We start from the raw sequence: 19,544 nt of genomic DNA on the forward strand, positions 1-19,544 counted from the left end.
CATTTGAGCGGGCTTTGTTTTTGATTGAGCGCTTAGCTTATGCTTCGTTTTGCTTCACTTTCGCGTGCAGCTCTTGCACTGAAGTAACTGATGCACATGCGTCTGCAGTGTGAGACATACACGTTGCGAACGCTGCGTTTAGCGTTGTGGTGTAGTTCACTTTCTCTGCTAGTGCGCCGCGACGTAGAACTTTCGAATCTTCAATCGCTTGGCGGCCAGCAGCCGTGTTCACAATGTAGGTGTATTCGTTGTTCTTGATGCGGTCAAGAATGTGTGGACGACCTTCGTGTACTTTGTTCACTAGACGAGGGTTAATACCCGCTTCACCTAGGATAACCGCAGTACCGTGCGTTGCATCTAGTTGGTAACCAAGCTTAGTTAGCTTAGACGCTAGGTCAACAACACGCTGCTTATCACCTTCGCGTACAGACAGTAGTGCGCGGCCACCTTCTGGGTAAACCTTGCCACAACCTAGCTCTGCTTTTGCGTAAGCTTCAGCGAATGTTGCACCAACACCCATCACCTCACCTGTTGAACGCATTTCTGGGCCTAACAGTGGGTCAACACCAGGGAACTTGTTGAACGGAAGAACCACTTCTTTCACTGAGTAGTAAGGAGGAATAATCTCTTTGGTAAAGCCTTGTGACTCTAGAGATTGACCCGCCATTACACGCGCAGCGATTTTCGCTAGTGGTGCGCCTGTCGCTTTCGATACAAATGGAACTGTACGCGCAGCACGTGGGTTAACTTCGATTAGGTAAACCTTGTTGTCTTTAACCGCAAACTGCGTGTTCATTAGACCGCGTACACCCAGTTCGAATGCTAGCTTTTCAACTTGCTCACGCATTACGTCTTGGATTTCCTGGCTTAGCGTGTAAGCAGGCAGAGAACATGCTGAGTCACCTGAGTGAACACCCGCTTGCTCGATATGCTCCATGATACCGCCAATCACTACGCGCTCACCATCGCAGATTGCATCGATATCGACTTCTACTGCGTCATCTAGGAAGCTATCTAGAAGCACTGGAGATTCGTTCGATACGCTTACTGCTTCGTTGAAGTAGCGACGTAGGTCTTGCTCGTCGTATACGATTTCCATCGCACGACCACCCAGTACGTATGATGGGCGAACAACTAGAGGGAAGCCGATTTCGCGAGATTTCTCTACCGCTTGGTCAAGTGTCGTTACTGTCGCGTTTTCTGGTTGTAGAAGACCTAGGCGGTCAACAGCAACTTGGAAACGCTCACGGTCTTCTGCACGGTCGATTGCATCAGGGCTAGTACCAATGATTGGCACGCCAGCCGCTTCAAGTGCGCGAGCCAGTTTCAGTGGCGTTTGACCACCGTACTGAACGATAACGCCTTTTGGCTTCTCAACACGTACGATTGAAAGTACGTCTTCCAGAGTTACTGGTTCAAAGTACAGACGGTCTGATGTGTCGTAGTCAGTAGAAACTGTCTCAGGGTTACAGTTAACCATGATAGTTTCAAAGCCATCTTCACGTAGTGCTAGTGATGCGTGTACACAACAGTAGTCAAACTCGATACCTTGACCGATACGGTTTGGACCACCGCCAAGAACCATGATCTTGTCTTTGTCTGTAGGCTGCGCTTCACATTCTTCATCGTAAGATGAGTACATGTAAGCCGTATCAGAAGAGAACTCAGCCGCACACGTATCAACACGCTTGTACACTGGGTGAATATCGTATTGGTCGCGTAGACGACGAATTTCGCTTTCAGACACACCTAGCAGTGTAGATAGACGCGCGTCAGAGAAGCCCTTACGCTTCATCTTGCGAAGAACATCTTGAGTAAGACCAGCGAAACCGCCTGCTTTTACTTCGTTCTCTAGGTTAACCAGTTCTTCAATTTGAACTAGGAACCAACGGTCGATTTGCGTTAGGTTAAATACACCATCAACTGACATACCTGCACGGAATGCATCTGCGATGTACCAAATACGCTCTGCGCCAGCTTCTTTAAGTTCGTGACGAATCTTAGTTAGTGCGTCAGGCGCATCTAGGTCAACCATTTCATCAAAGCCGTTCACGCCAACTTCTAGGCCGCGAAGTGCTTTTTGTAGTGATTCTTGTTGGTTACGACCAATCGCCATTACCTCACCAACAGATTTCATCTGCGTGGTTAGACGGTCGTTTGCACCAGCAAATTTCTCGAAGTTAAAGCGAGGAATCTTAGTCACTACGTAGTCGATTGTTGGTTCGAATGATGCTGGAGTTGCACCACCTGTGATGTCGTTTTGTAGCTCATCTAGAGTGAAGCCAACTGCCAGTTTCGCAGCAATCTTAGCGATTGGGAAACCTGTTGCTTTAGATGCTAGAGCAGAAGAACGAGATACACGTGGGTTCATCTCGATGATAACCATACGGCCATCTTTCGGGTTGATACCAAACTGTACGTTTGAGCCGCCCGTTTCTACGCCGATTTCACGCAGTACCGCTAGCGATGCATTACGCATCAGCTGGTATTCTTTGTCTGTTAGCGTTTGAGCTGGTGCAACTGTAATTGAGTCACCGGTGTGGATACCCATTGGGTCGAAGTTTTCAATCGCACATACGATGATACAATTGTCCGCTTTGTCGCGAACCACTTCCATCTCGTACTCTTTCCAACCGATAAGTGATTCATCGATTAGAAGTTCGTTAGTTGGCGAAAGGTCTAGACCGCGACGACAAATCTCTTCGAACTCTTCTTTGTTATAAGCGATACCACCACCAGTACCACCCATAGTGAACGATGGACGAATGATACATGGGAAGCCAACCATATCGAGAACTTTGTATGCCTCTTCCATGGTTTTTGCAGTATCTGCACGTGGACACTCAAGGCCGATAGACTTCATCGCTTTATCGAAGCGAGAACGGTCTTCTGCTTTATCGATAGCGTCTGCTGTCGCACCAATCATCTCAACGCCGAACTCTTCAAGCACGCCGTGCTTTTCAAGGTCTAGAGCACAGTTAAGCGCGGTTTGACCACCCATTGTCGGTAGTACCGCATCTGGGCGCTCTTTTTCAATAATCTTGCGCACAACTTCCCATTGGATTGGCTCGATGTAAGTTGCATCAGCCATCTCTGGGTCAGTCATGATTGTCGCTGGGTTTGAGTTCACAAGGATAACTCGGTAACCCTCTTCACGCAGTGCTTTACATGCTTGTGCACCAGAGTAGTCAAACTCACATGCCTGACCGATAACAATCGGACCAGCACCAAGAATTAGAATACTTTGAATGTCAGTACGTTTTGGCATTATCTACTACTCCGAATTAAGCGCTGTGTTGTTTAATTAGTTCGATAAAGTGGTCAAATAGCGGTGCCGCGTCGTGTGGACCTGGGCTTGCTTCTGGGTGACCTTGGAAGCTGAATGCTGGCTTATCTGTACGGTGGATACCTTGTAGAGAGCCATCAAACAGTGATACGTGAGTTGCACGTAGATTTTCTGGTAGTGTCTTCTCATCCGCAGCAAAGCCGTGGTTTTGTGAAGTAATCATCACTACGTTGCGGTCTAGGTCTTTTACAGGGTGGTTTGCACCGTGGTGACCAAACTTCATTTTCACCGTTTGCGCGCCAGATGCTAGAGCCAGAATTTGGTGACCTAGACAGATACCAAAGATTGGTAGACCTTTTTCAAGGAATACTTTGGTCGCTTCAATTGCGTAAGTACACGGTTCTGGATCACCAGGGCCGTTTGATAAGAACACGCCATCTGGGTTAAGTGCTAGCACTTCTTCTGCTGAAGTTTCAGCAGGAACAACTGTTAGGCGGCAGCCTCGGTCAACAAGCATACGCAAGATGTTGCGTTTTGCACCGAAGTCGTAGGCAACGACGTGATACGGCAATTCGCTGTCTGCTTGCGCTTCAGGAAGTCCACCCTCAAGCGTCCACGAACCTTGTTTCCATTGATACGTCTCTTTTGTTGTAACTTCTTTCGCAAGATCCATACCTTTCAAGCCAGGGAATTCTTTCGCTTTAGCCAGTGCTAACGCTTCGTCTAAGTTGTTGCCTGCAACGATACAACCGTTTTGTGCGCCTTTTTCGCGCAAAATACGAGTTAGTTTACGAGTATCGATGTCTGCAATGCCGACGATGTTTTGCGACTTGAGGTAATCAGAAAGGGATTGTTCATTACGGAAGTTAGAAGCGATAAGAGGGAGATCGCGAATCACAAGGCCTTGTGCATGAATTGAAGAAGATTCTTCGTCTTCGGAATTGGTTCCGGTATTGCCAATGTGAGGATAAGTAAGAGTAACGATTTGCTGTGAATAGGAAGGATCAGTAAGGATTTCTTGGTACCCCGTCATCGAGGTATTGAAAACGACTTCACCAACGGATGAACCATCTGCGCCAATGGAAACACCGCGGAACACTGTCCCATCTTCTAGGACTAACAGTGCTAATTTACTCAAGACAACCTCCAGAATAAAAATGCATAAATAATAATTTAATTTGCAACTTTGCCTTCCATTTCGCCATAAAAAAGCGTTTTTGGTATATTTAGACAAATTGGCGGTATTTTAATTAGGCTTGTGACATGTGTCAACAAACATTAGAAAATAAACTGAATTTATAGAGATTAAATTAAAAAAGCACATCAGAAAGGCCAAAAACACAACTTTACACAGTTCAAAAACTCCAATTGAAGATAATTTAATTAAATCCAATCAATATCGACACCAATTACATGCCATTTTTATGAACAACAAAAAGCAAACGTTCAGCAAGCGCAGAAGATTGTTATTTTTGACCACTTAAAAACAAAAACAAGCAAAACACCAAACAAACACCCATTAAAAACAACTAAAGTCACGCATAAGTGCGGGATTATTATCTAACCCATATTTGACAGATACAAAAAGCGCCAGCCTTGGCTGACGCATAAATATGTATTAAAGGTCGTTTAGTCCGAGCACATCGGTCATGGTATAAAACCCTGGGTCTTTACTGTTTAACCACACCGCAGCTTTGACGGCACCGTTAGCAAAGGTCATTCTATCGGTGGCTTTGTGAGTGATCTCAACGCGTTCGCCGATGTCAGCAAACATTGCGGTATGCTCACCTACGATATCGCCCGCTCGAATCGTCGCGAAGCCGATCTCATCTTTAGTGCGCTCGCCAGTAATACCCTCACGAGCGTATACCGCCACGTCGTTAAGCTCATTACCCATCGCGCCAGCAATCGCTTCACCCATACCAATCGCCGTACCTGATGGTGCATCCACTTTATGACGATGGTGCGCTTCTACAATTTCGATATCACAGTAGTCACCCATCACTTTGGCGGCTTTTTCTAGCAGTTTGAACACTAGGTTAACGCCAACAGAATAGTTTGGCGCCATCACAACAGGAACTTGCTGAGCAATCTCATCGATTTGTGCGCGTTCTTGATCAGTAAATCCGGTAGTCCCTATCACAATGCTTTTACCGTGAGCTTTACACAGTTCAAGATTAGCTAAGGTACTTGCAGGGGCAGTAAAGTCGATAATGACATCAAAGTTGTCAATTTCTTTGGCTAAGTCGTCACTTAAGAACACATCAAACTTGCCTTCGCCGCACAGTTCACCAACATCGACACCGATCAATGAAGATTCTGGTCGTTCAGATCCTGCGCCAACTTGTGAATCAGAATTTAGGTAGGTCGCTTTGACTAGGTTTCGGCCCATTCGGCCTGCCGCTCCTGCGATTGCAATTCTTACCATTGCGCGATTTCTCCGTTATTTACTGTCATAAGTGAATGATCTTCACTCAGTCAAAAAGATCTTATGCCTCTAAGTTACCAATAAACCGTTGTTGAGGCTAGCATTTTGAGACATAGATCAACATTATTTACGCAAACTGCTGGATCACACGCTCTAGAATTGGCACGTTCGCTTCTGGGAATTGATAACCCGAAAGCTGTTCGATCTTTACCCACTCTCCTTGCTGGCCTTCACGCCCATAGGGCTTACCATCAAATGCGGTTACCGAGATAAAATCGAATTTGAGCGATTTATCCGGGTAATCATATTCGAGATGTTCAAACAGTGATTGTTCCGTCACCGTAATACCAATTTCTTCATTGAGTTCACGAATCATCGCCTGCTCAATACTCTCACCTGCTTCTACTTTACCGCCAGGAAACTCCCAAAAGCCGCCTTTGTGCTTATCATCCGGACGCTTGGTAATAAAAATCTCAGACTTATCTTGGTTAAAGATAATCGCAGCTACGATATGAATACGTTTCATCACTCTCTTTCCCTATCGCTTTTATATAGTTAAAAAAAGAGCCGCCTAAGCGACTCTTCATATTCTCAATTGTAATTTGAGGCTAAGTTGTAATGGTTGAGAACAAGGAGGCGACGCGGAATTTACTAGTGTAAATGAGCATTGCCGACACAGTTATCAGCCTTTACAACGACGCATCAGTCAATTTTGCCGTGACACTGCTTATATTTTTTTCCACTACCACATGGACATGGCTCATTACGGCCAACTTTACGCTCTTCACGCACTACCGTTTGTGGACCTTGTGGTTGCTCTTCGCCATCAGCTAGCTGATTTTCTGCAGATGCATGTTGTGCTTGTGCACGACGAGCCGCTTCTTCTGCTTGTGCACGGCGCTGTGCTTCCATACGCTCAACTTCTTCTTGCTGCTGAACACGAACACGTGAAAGTAGCATGATAACGTCAGATTTCAGTGCTTCTAGTAGACCTTCAAACAATTCAAACGACTCACGTTTGTACTCTTGTTTCGGGTTCTTCTGAGCGTAGCCACGTAGGTGGATACCTTGACGCAAATGATCCATCGCTGCTAGGTGCTCTTTCCAAAGCGTATCTAGCGTTTGCAGCATTACTGATTTCTCGAAGTTACGTAGCACTTGCTCACCTACGATATCTTCTTTCTCTTTGTAAACTGCGATGGCTGTTTCAAGGATCTTCTCACGCAGTGCTTCTTCATATAGCTTGTCATCTTCTTCAAGCCATTGCTTCACTGGTGCATCTAAATCGAAATCGTTTTTCAGGCGATCTTGTAGACCTTCTACGTCCCACATTTCTTCTAGAGATTGTGGTGGGATGTACTCATCTACCAATGCGTTGATTACGTCAGCACGGTTTTGCTCGATCATTTCACTGATGTCTTCAGCAACCATTAACTCATCACGCAATTCGTAAACGACTTTACGTTGATCGTTAGCTACGTCATCGTACTCAAGCAGCTGTTTACGGATATCGAAGTTACGACCTTCCACTTTACGCTGTGCTTTTTCAATTGAACGAGACAACATCTTCGACTCAATCGCTTCACCTTCATCCATACCACTTTGGATAATGCTTGCCATACGGTCAGAAGTGAAAATACGCAGTAGTGAATCTTCCATTGATAGGTAGAAGCGTGAAGAACCTGCATCACCTTGACGACCAGAACGACCACGTAGCTGGTTATCGATACGACGTGATTCGTGACGCTCAGTACCAATAATATGTAGGCCACCCGCTTCTAGAACTTGGTCATGAACCACTTTCCATTCTGCTTTGATCTGATCAATCTGTGCTTGAGATGGGTCATTCAGTTTTTCAACCTGAGCTTGCCAACTACCACCTAACACGATATCGGTACCACGACCGGCCATGTTAGTTGCGATAGTCACTGCACCTGGTGTACCCGCTTCCGCAACAATTTCCGCTTCTTTTTCGTGGAACTTGGCGTTAAGTACGTTGTGCTTAATCTTAGCTTTCTTCAGTGCGTTTGATAGTAGCTCTGATTTTTCAATCGATACAGTACCAACCAATGAAGGCTGACCCTTTGCTACGCGCTCTTTGATATCTTCAATGATTGCATCAAATTTTTCAGCTTCAGTACGGTAGACAACATCCGCCATATCATCACGAATCATCGGTTTGTTCGTTGGGATAACAACCGTTTCTAGACCGTAAATAGATTGGAATTCGAATGCTTCTGTATCCGCAGTACCTGTCATACCAGACAGTTTTTCGTAAAGACGGAAGAAGTTCTGGAAAGTAATCGATGCCAGTGTTTGGTTTTCGTTTTGGATCTTAACGCCTTCTTTCGCTTCAACCGCTTGGTGAAGACCTTCAGACCAACGACGACCCGGCATTGTACGGCCAGTATGCTCATCAACGATGACAACTTCACCTTCTTCATTAACGATGTAATCAACGTTAATTTCAAACAGAACGTGAGCACGAAGCGCTGCGTTTACATGGTGCAGTAGGCTAATGTTCGTTGGAGAGTAAAGTGTGTCACCCTCTTCCATTAGGCCATTCTTAACCATCAGTTCTTCAACAAACTCTTGGCCTGTTTCAGTTAGGTAAACTTGCTTAGATTTCTCATCAACTGTGTAGTGACCGTCACCGCGGTACTCTTCAGAGTCTTCTTGTTCTTGCTTCTCTAGATGAGGAATCAATGTATTGATACGAACATAAAGCTCTGAACTATCTTCTGCAGGACCAGAGATGATAAGTGGCGTACGCGCTTCATCGATTAAGATTGAGTCAACTTCATCGACTACAGCAAAGAAACGAGCGCGTTGAACGCGGTCTTCTTCACGGAAAGCCATGTTGTCACGTAGATAATCGAAGCCAAATTCGTTGTTGGTGCCGTATAGAATATCTGCTTGGTAAGCATCTTTCTTAGCTTGAGGAGGCATGTTTGGTACGTTAACACCAACCGTCATACCTAGGAATTCGAATAGTGGGCGGTTTGTTTCCGCGTCACGAGAAGCAAGGTAGTCGTTCACCGTTACGATGTGAACACCTTTACCTGGAAGTGCGTTCAGGTATGCAGGCAACGTTGCTGTTAGCGTTTTACCTTCACCAGTACGCATCTCTGCAATTTGGCCTGCGTTTAGAACCATACCACCAATAAGCTGAACGTCAAAGTGACGCATACCGTACACACGTTTTGATGCTTCACGTACAGTTGCAAATGCTTCTGGTAGGAGTTTATCTAGTGTTTCACCCTGCTCTAGGCGCTGACGGAATTCCACCGTTTTTGCTTTCAACTCTTCATCTGAAAGCGCTTCAAACGTTGGTTCGTAATTATTAATTTCTTTTACAATTTTTCTAAGGCGACGCAAAGTACGATCGTTGCGACTGCCAATTACCTTTGTCAGTAGCTTAGTTATCATTTTATATGAATCTCTCTATCATTCGATCGGGCACGATCAATTCTTAATGCCTTCAGTCTCTATCAGTTTTGAACTAAGAATACTGAGATAAATCATTTATCCCAAGATATTGTGGTGAGAACTTAGATTTTCAAGGCTGTAGCTAGTTTAAGTGGCAAATAGTTTAAGGAATTTTATCACTAACGACCAATCTATAAGTGATTTGTTTGAAGCACTTGTGATTTTTCGTCATTGATTGGCGTAAGTTTATCCGTATTTGCCTCTATCACTTAGTAACGGCATTGACTAAAATAGGGCTAAGCATTCAATACTAGGCACAATTATGAGAGATCATCGCCCCACTTTGGGCAACGATATCATCGCCGAATCCCATTTTTCAAAGCTGCAGCAACACGCTCAAGAAATCATGACGATCAATAAGATCTTAAAAGAGATCTTACCTAAGTCAGCGGTCAACCATTGCCGTGCGGCAAACGTTCGTGATGGTCAATTAGTACTCGAAGTCGCCAGTGCAGCGATCAAAATGACGCTCAATTATGATCGATTGAATATTCTCAACCAACTGAGATCCAACGGATTTGCAGGGCTGATTGCTATCGACGTACAGATCAATCCTGAGTTGTACAAAGTAAAAACCAACCCTCGACAAGCCGAAGCTAAAAAGCGCGACCCTATTTCAGAGACGGCAGCGGATTATTTAAAGATGATTGCGTCAGGTGCATCACCAAAAGTGAAAGCGCGTTTGGAAAGCCTAGCGAAACTGGCGAATAAAGAATAGTTTTTCAGTATCAGCAAAATTCAGACATAAAAAAACCAGACGTTAAGTCTGGTTTTTTTGATTCTATTCGATACTTAAGCCATCACGAGACTGGGATCGGCAAACGCCACCGGAGACGTTTCTTCTTCTTCGAACGTAACCCATTCCCATGCTTCTTGGTCAGCAAGTACTGCGCGAAGAAGCTGGTTGTTTAGTCCATGGCCAGATTTGTATGCTCGGAATTCACCGATAATTGGGTGACCACACATGTACAAGTCACCAATTGCATCTAGTACTTTATGAGTTACGAATTCATTATCAAAACGAAGGCCTTCTTCGTTAAGGATTCGGTAATCATCCAGTACGATTGCACAGTCAAAGCTACCACCTAAACATAGGTTTTGAGACTGAAGATACTCGATGTCGCGCATGAAGCCAAAGGTACGAGCACGAGAGATCTCTTTTACAAAACCTTGCGAAGAGAAATCAAACAGCATGCGTTGCTCATCTGATTCGATCGCTGGGTGACTGAAGTCAATTTCAAAGTCCATACGGAAACCGTTAAATGGTACAAATTCTGCCCATTTATCTTCGTCTTCAAAACGAACAGGTTTCTTAATACGGATAAAACGTTTCGCTGCGTTTTGCTCTTCGATACCTGCTTGTTGTAGCAAGTAAACGAATGGGCTTGCACTGCCATCCATGATTGGAATTTCAGGTGCATCAACTTCAACGATTACGTTGTCGATACCCATACCTGCTAGAGCTGCATTTAAGTGCTCTACAGTTGAAATTCTGACACCTTGGTCGTTAACCAACGCAGTACAAAGCATTGTATCGCGCACTGATTCAGGATCCGCCGGAAAGTCGACAGGTGGATTTAGGTCAGTACGACGGTAAATAACACCTGTATTTGCGGCAGCTGGGCGAAGAGTCAAAGTTACTTTACGACCAGAGTGTAGGCCTACACCCGTCGTTTTCACTATTTCTTTCAGAGTACGTTGTCTGATCATCTACTTGCCTCAGTATTAGTGCTACAAATCACGGTCGATGACTTCATCGGCCGCGAATCGTACCACATTTTAGAACCATGTCAAATTTTGACGCAATTAGTCAGCTTGACGACGTAGAAACGCTGGGATATCTAAGTACCCGTCTTTTTCTACTTTTGGCGCCGCACTTTGGCTATTGCCTGCTGTGCTTGCTGTGCTTGCTGACGAAGAAGTTGCCGGCTGAGAAGCCACTTGAGGTTTCTCTTGCAATGTTTGTGCCGGTTTCTCTTCTACTTTCACCGCTGCTGGTTGCTGTGCTGCTGGTTGTGACTGAGGTTGAGCCACAGGTGCAACTTTTGCTTTACCGCCTGCTACTAAAGTAATGTCAGGTTTTTTCTCATTGCCGATGCCAGTTGCAACTACTGTTACGCGGATTTCATCAGCCATGTCTGGGTCTAGAGAAGTACCGATAACCACTGTTGCGTTATCCGAAGCGAAGGCTTTCACTGTGTTACCTACGGTTTCGAACTCATCTAGACGCATGTCCATACCCGCAGTGATGTTTACAAGCACACCACGAGCACCTGCTAGGTCGATGTCTTCTAGAAGTGGGCTTGAGATAGCCATCTCTGCCGCTTCTTCTGCACGGTCTTCACCTTTTGCAACACCGCTACCCATCATTGCGTGACCCATCTCCGACATTACGGTGCGTACGTCCGCGAAGTCGACGTTGATCATGCCTGGGCGCGTGATTAGCTCTGCAATACCTTGAACTGCGTTCTTAAGTACATCGTTCGCACTTGCAAAGGCTTCTAACAAAGTGATACCGCGACCTAGTACTTTTAGTAGCTTCTCGTTCGGGATAGTGATTAGAGAGTCAACATGCTTTGATAACTCTTCAATACCTTGCTCCGCAAACGCTAGACGCTTTTTACCTTCAAAGCTAAATGGCTTAGTTACAACAGCTACAGTAAGAATACCTAGCTCTTTTGCCACTTCAGCAATAACAGGGGCTGCACCAGTACCAGTACCGCCACCCATACCCGCTGCGATAAATACCATATCGGCACCAGCGAGTTCTTCTTTAATTCTATCTCGATCTTCGAGAGCAGCGTCACGTCCTACTTGAGGATTTGCACCTGCACCTAGACCTTTTGTCATATCACCGCCAATTTGGATGACGCTGTTGACGCTTGTCTTACGCAGTGCTTGCGCATCAGTATTGATACTGATGAATTCCACACCTTCAATGGATTCGCGTACCATGTGCTCAACGGCATTACCGCCGCCGCCACCAACACCAACGACCTTAATTACCGCGTCGTCAGACATTTCCATCATCGGTTCAAACATGTGTTATCTCCGTTTTTCCTGCTGCTCAGGTTAAAACTCTTTTTGTATCCAATTACGAAAGCGACCAAATAGCGATGTCACTGGTTGGCGCTTTGGCTCGCTGTACTCAGTGTCGTCATTAATTTGACTGTCTCTTGCGTAATGAAGTAAACCAACTGCCGTAGAATGATACGGCTCTTTTACGTAATCTGTTAAGCCGCTTACCTCAAGAGGCTTGCCAACTCTAACTTGGTTGCGGAATACACGCTCCGCACATTCTACCAAACCTTCAATTTGCGATGCGCCACCTGTCAGTACCACACCGGCTGCAAGATGATGCTTAATGCCTTCTTCACGCAGCTTTTCTTGAACAGTATCGATAGTTTGGTTAACGAGACCCATTAATTCAGTATATCGCGGCTCAATCACTTCAGACAAAGTTTGTCTTTGTAAACTTCTTGATGGACGCCCGCCTACACTTGGGACATTAACCGTGTCATCCTTGCTGACTAGCTCACTAAGAGCGCAGCCATATTTTACTTTTATTTCTTCAGCATCGTTTACCGGAGTACCAAATGCAAAAGCAATATCACTGGTTACTGCATTTCCCGCATAAGCAAATACTTCAGTGTGACGAAGTGCGCCACCAGTCCAGATAGAAACATCCATCGTGCCGGCACCAATATCGACCACACAAACACCGAGCTCACGTTCATCTTCTGTGATCACGGCATTGCTTGCTGCTAAGCCAGAATAAACCAAATGTTCGACCGTTAAGCCACAACGCTCAACCGCCTTAATAATGTTTCGTGCCATATCGCTATGACAAGAAATAAGATGCACGCTGACTTCCATGCGCACACCTGATAAACCGAGTGGGTTTTTAATACCCTCTTGGTAGTCAATAGTAAATTCTTGAGGAATCACATGCAAAATACGCTGTTCTTCACCAATTTTAATCGACTTGGCAGTATGAATCGCACGATCCATATCTTCTTGAGAGACCTCTTCATCCGAAATGGTTCCCATCCCTTTTTCTATACGGCTCGCAATATGACGACCCGATAGAGAAATAAATACATTGCGAATTTGGCATTCCGCCATCAATTCCGCTTGGTCAATCGCACGTTGGACAGACTTTACTACCGATTCAAGATCGTTAACGCCGCCTTTATCCATGCCTCGTGAAGGGCTTGTGCCTGCACCGATAATATTGATTTGACCATCAGGCAATACCTCACCTACCAGAGCAGATACGGTTGCAGTGCCTATATCAAGACCAACAATAATGTTGTCATCAGCGGTCTTAGTCATCTGTAGTCTCTTGTTCTAACTCTTCAGGGAACCAACCAACTGCGGCTCCCGTATCATACCTGAGGTCAATGTAGCTGACTTTTTGTGCCTCGCTACCCAAATTATTGTAAAGATAGATGAATCGCTCAATGCGTTCTTCTAAGGACTCTTTGCCTAATTCTAGCCGGATACCGTTGTCGAGTATGATTTGCCATGCACGGCGCTCATTCAACACCAGTGAAGTAATCGTCAATCCTAACGATTGAAATTGATTGCTCACCTTTTGCCAAACCTGAAGTACTTCTTCACTCGTCCCTTCCGGGCCGTACAATTTGACGTGGTCGCCTTTTAGCTTACCGATATCACCATTAAATACATGACCGCTTTCATTTAGCATGGCATTACCATTCCAAATAGCTATCGCGTGATGCTCAGTAATAAAGACTTTTATGGTATCTGGCCACTGCTTACGAATAGCAGCATTGGAAACCCAAGGGATCGATTCAATCATATCTTGCAGAACATCCACATCCTGTGACATGAATGTTCCAACATAATCTAGTTGGGAAAAAGCTCGTTGCACATCGAGTGCCGAGACATATTCCAGATCACCTTGCAGTACCAGTTTAGACAGGGGAAGACGTTGGTCATCCCACATCCAAGAGACGGTGGAGTAAAGTACATAACCAATTAGGACTATCACCACCATAAGAAAACTAGCGCCGACAGCATGTTTCTTGATTTGTGGGATTTCGAAAAAAGAACGGCCTTCGTTAAAGCTACTTATTATCAAAGTCCGTTGTCCTTGCCATTAGCTCGCAATGTTTATCCCTATCTCTTGGTATAGAGGCCAAAACTCTTACTTTAACCCTCGGATTATACTGGGGTGATTCAAAGTATCAAACCTTGAAAGTAAGAAAACTATGCTTTAAACGTAAGAAATGCGCTAAATCTTCAAAAACTGATTATTCCGCTGACATCTTCTCAATGCTCAATTCGAAACTCGCCAGCTGCTTCGCTACTTTCCCTACGTCGCCCGCACCTTGGGTTAGAACCAGATCGCCATCTTGCAATACATTGGCTAAAACAGAAGGTAAGCTCTGCGTATCAGGCACGAAAATCGGATCGATTTTGCCACGGCTACGAATCGTTCGACAAAGTGAACGTCCATCCGCACCCGCAATTGGCTTCTCACCTGCCGCATAAACATCAAGCATGATCAGTACATCAACTTGCTCAAGCACATTAGCGAAATCATCATACAAATCGCGTGTACGGCTATAGCGATGCGGCTGGAAGATCATGACTAAGCGTTTTTCTTCCCAACCACTGCGCGCTGCTTGAATGGTGACATCAACTTCTGTTGGGTGATGACCATAATCATCCACCAGCATTGCAATACCATTACCTGTTTCAAATTCACCTAAGTGATCAAAGCGGCGGCCTGTACCTTGTGTACCAGCCATCGCGCTTAGGATCGCTTCATCTGAAATATCATCTTCTGTCGCCACAGCAATTGCCGCTGATGCGTTAAGTGCATTATGACGACCAGGAATGTTCAAGGTAATTTCTAGATCAGCGCGACCTTGGCGAACCACGGTAAATTTACCTTGTTGGCCGTCTTGGCGGTAATTTTCAATACGAACGTCTGCATCTTCCGCGAAACCATAAGTGATTACTTGGCGGCTTATACGAGGGATTAACTCGCGAACCACAGGATCATCAATGCACACAATAGCTTGGCCGTAGAATGGCAAGTTATGTAGAAAATCGATAAAGGTTTGTTTAAGGGTTTCGAAATCACCACCGTACGTATCCATATGATCCGCTTCGATGTTGGTCACGATGCTAACCATAGGCTGTAGATGCAAGAATGAAGCATCACTTTCATCGGCTTCAGCGATTAGAATTCGGCTTGAGCCTAAACGTGCGTTTGTACCCGCGCTTTTTACTAAACCACCATTTACAAATGTTGGATCTAGGCCAGCTTCAGAATAAATCTGAGTTACAAGAGCGGTTGTGGTTGTTTTACCGTGCGTACCAGCCACAGCGATGCCATGACGGAAACGCATCAGTTCAGCAAGCATTTCTGCGCGGCGAACCACAGGAATACGAGCTTCACGAGCGGCGATAATTTCTGGATTTTCTTCGTTGATAGCCGTCGAAACCACGACGACACTCGCTTGAGCAACATTACTTGCTTGGTGACCAATAAAGACTTGAGCGCCTTTTTGCGTCAAGCGTTCAGTGACTGGGTTTTCAGCGATATCAGAACCGGTAATTTGGTAGCCTTCATTAAGCAATACCTCGGCAATCCCGCTCATGCCTGCGCCACCAATACCAATAAAGTGGATGCATTTAACACGGCGCATTTCTGGCACCATAGCGCGAATTTGCGCTAAGTCTTGAGTATGTTGAATTGTCATTGTGTATCTCGTTATTTGGTTAGCGCAACGATCGCTTCAGCGACGACTTTATCTGCGTCTAACTTGGCAGCACTTCTTGCGTTATTAGCCATCGCTAGTAATTGTGAACGATCCAATGTTTGAATCTGTTCTACTAGCTTTTCAACTGTTAGCTCTGGCTGCTCTATCATTTTTGCAGCGCCGCATTCAACCAAATGGTCGGCATTCAGCGCTTGCTGTCTGTCTTTGTGCATAAATGGAATAAAGATGGCCCCAACCCCAGCGGCTGAGACTTCCGATACAGTTAATGCACCGGAGCGGCAGACCAATAAATCTGCCCATTGGTAGGCTTGTGCTACATCGTCGATAAATTCTACTGTCTCTGCTTGTGCAACATGTTGATCTTGATAGGCGTTTTCGACTTCTTGTTGGCTATTTTTTCCCGCTTGATGGCGAATTTGATAGCCTTCACCTAATTTAGCCATTACTTGAGGCATGGTTTGGTTAAGGATACGTGCGCCTTGACTACCACCCATCACAAGAATGCGTATCGGGCCATTACGCTCAGCAAAACGAGCATCTGGAGCATCGATAGCTACTACATCTTCTCGAACAGGGTTACCGACCACTTGAGCTGTCGGGAAAGCGCCCGGGAATGCTTGAAAGACTTTCTTTGCGATTTTTGATAACCATTGATTAGTCAAACCCGCAACGGCGTTTTGCTCATGCAAAACAACAGGGATGCCCAACAACCAAGCAGCAATACCACCAGGGCCACTGACATAACCGCCCATACCAAGCACTGCATCAGGCTGCCATGCTTTCATGTGAGCGCGAGCTTGTTTAATCGCATTAAGAATCTGAAAAGGCGCTTTTAAAAGGCGAACAATACCTTGTCCACGTAAGCCTTTTACTTTGATGAAGTCGATTTCAATACCATGTTTTGGCACTAAATCCGCTTCCATACGATCCGCAGTACCTAACCAGCGAATCTCCCAACCTTGTTGCTGAAGTTGTTTTGCAACGGCGAGACCTGGGAATACATGTCCTCCAGTGCCACCCGCCATAACCATCAATCTTTTATTCTTTTTCATCGACTACTTTTTCTTTTTCAGCTTGTTGTTGCGTAGATTTAATGCGGCATTCGTGATCAATCCTTAACAGAATCGATACCGCCACTGACATAACAATTAAGCTCGAACCACCATAACTGATCAGCGGCAGTGTTAAACCTTTTGTCGGCACGATACCCGCAGCAGCGCCCACATTTACCAATGTTTGGAAGGCAAACCAAATGCCAATACCAAAAGCGAGATAACCGCCAAAGAATTCGTCACTCTCAAACGCACGTCGGCCAATAAATACCGCTTTTAGTACCAAGCTGAAAATCAGCATTAACACTAAAACCACGCCAACAAAACCGAGCTCTTCGGCCAATACCGCAAATACAAAGTCGGTATGTGCTTCTGGCAAATAGGCCAGTTTCTGAATTGAATTGCCTAAGCCCTGACCAAACCAATCGCCTCGACCAAAGGCCATTAATGACTGAGTTAACTGATAGCCACTGCCGAACGGGTTTTCCCACGGGTCTAAGAATGAAGTAACACGCTTGATACGATAAGGCTCTGCCAAAATCAAACCAATGACAGCACCAATCCCGACCACTACTAAGGCGAGAAACTGGGTCAGCTTAGCGCCGGCAATAAACAACATGCCAAACAGGGTGACCAACATGACGATCACAGTACCCAAGTCAGGCTGGAACAACAGTAATACCGCCAATGTGCCAAACACCAAGATGGGCTTAAAGAAACCGCCAAAAAAAGTCGCCCTTACTTCATCTTGTTTTCGGACCAGATAGCCGGACATAAAGATAAACAAGGAGAGCTTGGCTACCTCTGCTGGCTGTAAGTTAAACAGGCCAAGAGGAATCCAACGTGAGGCGCCGTTTACCGATTTACCGGCCACTAATACCACAACCAGAAGGAATATCGACAAGCCGAGTAACCAAGAGCTGTATTGTAGCCAGCGCTTGAGTGGAATTTGCAATATAACAGCCGCGGTAGACAAGGCTAAAAACAGGAACACAGCATGACGGAACATGAAGTGGAAAGGCTGCCCCGTCAAACGCGAGCTGATTGGAAATGACGCCGAGGTTACCATCACTAATCCCGTCAACATTAGGCCGAGCGAAATCCACACCAACTGCCTATCAAATAGAGCTTGTGGAGCCGATTGGGTAAACCATGTTTTGACGTTTGAAATTGTACCTTGCAGCGACATTATTGAATGTATTTTATTGTGCGTATTTCTGAGCTAGCTGGGTAAATGCATCCCCTCTAGCCATAAAGTTACTGTATTGGTCAAAGCTCGCACAGGCAGGAGAAAGCATTACCATATCTCCTTGCTCAAGCTGTGGCGCTAACCAAGCCATAATTTCGTCCATTGTATCGAACTGTTTTGCTGACGAATGCAAAGCAACAAATTTATCGCCATCTGCACCAAAACAACATAACTGAACATTTAAACTGTTAAGTGCCGGGGCTAATTCTGAAAAATCAGCGCCTTTTCCGTTACCGCCAACCAACAAATAAAGCTTGCCCGCGAGCGACAAACCAGACAGTGCAGCAAGAGTACTCGCCACATTAGTTGCCTTAGAATCATTGACCCACTTAATACCTTGATTATCGGCAACCACTTGGCACCTGTGTGTCAGCCCGCTGTAAGACTTCATCGCGTCAAGGCCAGATTTTACATCTACCCCAGCCTCTGTCAGCAAAGCAATCACAACAAGCGCATTAGCCACGTTGTGGCGGCCGACTAAGCTCAACTCTGCCACTGGCATAATGGCTTGGCCTTGGTAGCTTAACCACTCAGAGCCAGCTTCAATTACAACTGAGGCGTCGGCTTGGTTTTCCAACGCAAACGTCACTATGTTCGCATCATTATTATCTGGGTAAGTGGGTTTGTCGTCCGCATTTACCACACACACTTTTGCATGTTCAAAGATGCGCAGCTTAGCTTGGCGGTAATCTTCCATGCCTTGGTAGCGATCCATGTGGTCTTCAGATAGGTTGAGGAACGTTGCGGCAACAGGGGCAAGGCTTGAGGTTGTTTCAAGTTGGAAGCTCGAAAGCTCAAGAACATAAAGATCGGCTGGCTGCTCAAATAAATCCAGCGCAGGCACGCCAATATTGCCACCGACTCCAACATTTACACCCGCCGCTTTGGCAACCACACCCGTTAAATCAGTCACGGTGCTTTTACCGTTCGATCCGGTAATCGCAATCACGGGTTTATCAACATGCCATGCAAACAGCTCAATATCACCTACGACTGGAATATCAGCGGCAAGCACTTGCTGTATTTCAGGCGTAGCTAAAGCAATACCCGGATTCGCTACGACAAGATCGGCATTCAGCAACCAATCCATTTGCCAACTGCCAGTATGCAGTTCAACAGCGTCTGGTAACTGTTCGCGTCCCGGCGGAGTTTCACGGGTATCAATAACTTTAACTTCAAGCTCTAGAGGTAAACGTGATAGGTGCTTAACAACAGAGAGCCCGGTAATACCGAGCCCTACTACAACAACCTTATTTATCCCCTGCCAATGCTGCATGGA

At 45.5% G+C, this 19,544-nt stretch carries 14 protein-coding genes; 1 reads left to right on the forward strand and 13 read right to left on the reverse strand.

The genetic code is table 11. From position 1 onward, the window contains the following. Positions 1–37: 37 nt before the first annotated feature. The 5 genes from carB to secA form a co-directional block, all read right to left on the reverse strand. A complete protein-coding gene (gene carB / locus MU515_RS07325; protein ID WP_260259774.1) occupies positions 38–3,268 on the reverse strand; it encodes a carbamoyl-phosphate synthase large subunit in 3,231 nt (1,076 codons plus the stop codon). A gap of 16 nt (positions 3,269–3,284) precedes the next feature. Further along, the gene (carA, locus tag MU515_RS07330) at positions 3,285–4,424 is read right to left on the reverse strand and encodes a glutamine-hydrolyzing carbamoyl-phosphate synthase small subunit (RefSeq protein ID WP_260259775.1); all 1,140 of its coding nucleotides are present in this window, start codon (positions 4,422–4,424) and stop codon (positions 3,285–3,287) included. Between the two features lie 480 nt (positions 4,425–4,904). After that, positions 4,905–5,714, reverse strand: a complete 810-nt coding sequence (dapB, locus tag MU515_RS07335) for a 4-hydroxy-tetrahydrodipicolinate reductase (protein ID WP_260259776.1) — start codon at positions 5,712–5,714, stop codon at positions 4,905–4,907. A gap of 127 nt (positions 5,715–5,841) precedes the next feature. Further along, positions 5,842–6,240 carry an 8-oxo-dGTP diphosphatase MutT gene (mutT, locus tag MU515_RS07340; protein WP_260259777.1) on the reverse strand — a complete coding sequence of 133 codons (399 nt, stop codon included), beginning with the start codon at positions 6,238–6,240 and terminating at the stop codon, positions 5,842–5,844. 176 nt (positions 6,241–6,416) lie between these two features. Continuing rightward, positions 6,417–9,143, reverse strand: coding sequence for a preprotein translocase subunit SecA (gene secA / locus MU515_RS07345; RefSeq protein WP_260259778.1), 2,727 nt, complete (start codon positions 9,141–9,143; stop codon positions 6,417–6,419). A 322-nt stretch (positions 9,144–9,465) separates the two neighbouring features. On the opposite strand from secA, the gene MU515_RS07350 reads away from it, so the two are divergent. Then, the gene (locus MU515_RS07350; protein WP_260259779.1) at positions 9,466–9,921 is read left to right on the forward strand and encodes a DUF721 domain-containing protein; all 456 of its coding nucleotides are present in this window, start codon (positions 9,466–9,468) and stop codon (positions 9,919–9,921) included. A gap of 74 nt (positions 9,922–9,995) precedes the next feature. On the opposite strand, the gene lpxC is transcribed toward MU515_RS07350, so the two are convergent. From lpxC to murD, 8 genes are all read right to left on the reverse strand, one after another. Beyond that, positions 9,996–10,913 carry a UDP-3-O-acyl-N-acetylglucosamine deacetylase gene (lpxC, locus tag MU515_RS07355; RefSeq protein WP_260259780.1) on the reverse strand — a complete coding sequence of 306 codons (918 nt, stop codon included), beginning with the start codon at positions 10,911–10,913 and terminating at the stop codon, positions 9,996–9,998. Between the two features lie 96 nt (positions 10,914–11,009). Continuing rightward, complete coding sequence (gene ftsZ, locus MU515_RS07360) at positions 11,010–12,245, reverse strand: cell division protein FtsZ (protein WP_260259781.1); 1,236 nt, start codon at positions 12,243–12,245, stop codon at positions 11,010–11,012. Between the two features lie 30 nt (positions 12,246–12,275). Next, complete coding sequence (ftsA, locus tag MU515_RS07365; protein WP_260259782.1) at positions 12,276–13,538, reverse strand: cell division protein FtsA; 1,263 nt, start codon at positions 13,536–13,538, stop codon at positions 12,276–12,278. Continuing rightward, positions 13,531–14,310 (reverse strand): cell division protein FtsQ/DivIB, encoded by a 780-nt coding sequence (locus MU515_RS07370; RefSeq protein ID WP_260259783.1) that lies wholly within the window; start codon positions 14,308–14,310, stop codon positions 13,531–13,533. Before MU515_RS07370 ends, ftsA begins: the two co-directional genes overlap by 8 nt. A gap of 172 nt (positions 14,311–14,482) precedes the next feature. Then, the gene (gene murC / locus MU515_RS07375; protein WP_260259784.1) at positions 14,483–15,943 is read right to left on the reverse strand and encodes a UDP-N-acetylmuramate--L-alanine ligase; all 1,461 of its coding nucleotides are present in this window, start codon (positions 15,941–15,943) and stop codon (positions 14,483–14,485) included. 11 nt (positions 15,944–15,954) lie between these two features. After that, entirely contained in the window at positions 15,955–17,016 is a 1,062-nt protein-coding gene (gene murG, locus MU515_RS07380) for an undecaprenyldiphospho-muramoylpentapeptide beta-N-acetylglucosaminyltransferase (RefSeq protein ID WP_260259785.1), read from the reverse strand. Beyond that, positions 17,003–18,205: a cell division protein FtsW gene (gene ftsW, locus MU515_RS07385; RefSeq protein WP_260259786.1), complete on the reverse strand. Its 1,203-nt coding sequence runs from the start codon at positions 18,203–18,205 to the stop codon at positions 17,003–17,005. Before ftsW ends, murG begins: the two co-directional genes overlap by 14 nt. Positions 18,206–18,218: 13 nt before the next feature. Next, the gene (murD, locus tag MU515_RS07390; protein ID WP_260259933.1) at positions 18,219–19,541 is read right to left on the reverse strand and encodes a UDP-N-acetylmuramoyl-L-alanine--D-glutamate ligase; all 1,323 of its coding nucleotides are present in this window, start codon (positions 19,539–19,541) and stop codon (positions 18,219–18,221) included. Positions 19,542–19,544 lie beyond the last annotated feature (3 nt).

Source organism: Vibrio intestinalis (genome assembly GCF_025195085.2).
Taxonomy (GTDB): Bacteria; Pseudomonadota; Gammaproteobacteria; order Enterobacterales; family Vibrionaceae; genus Vibrio; species Vibrio intestinalis.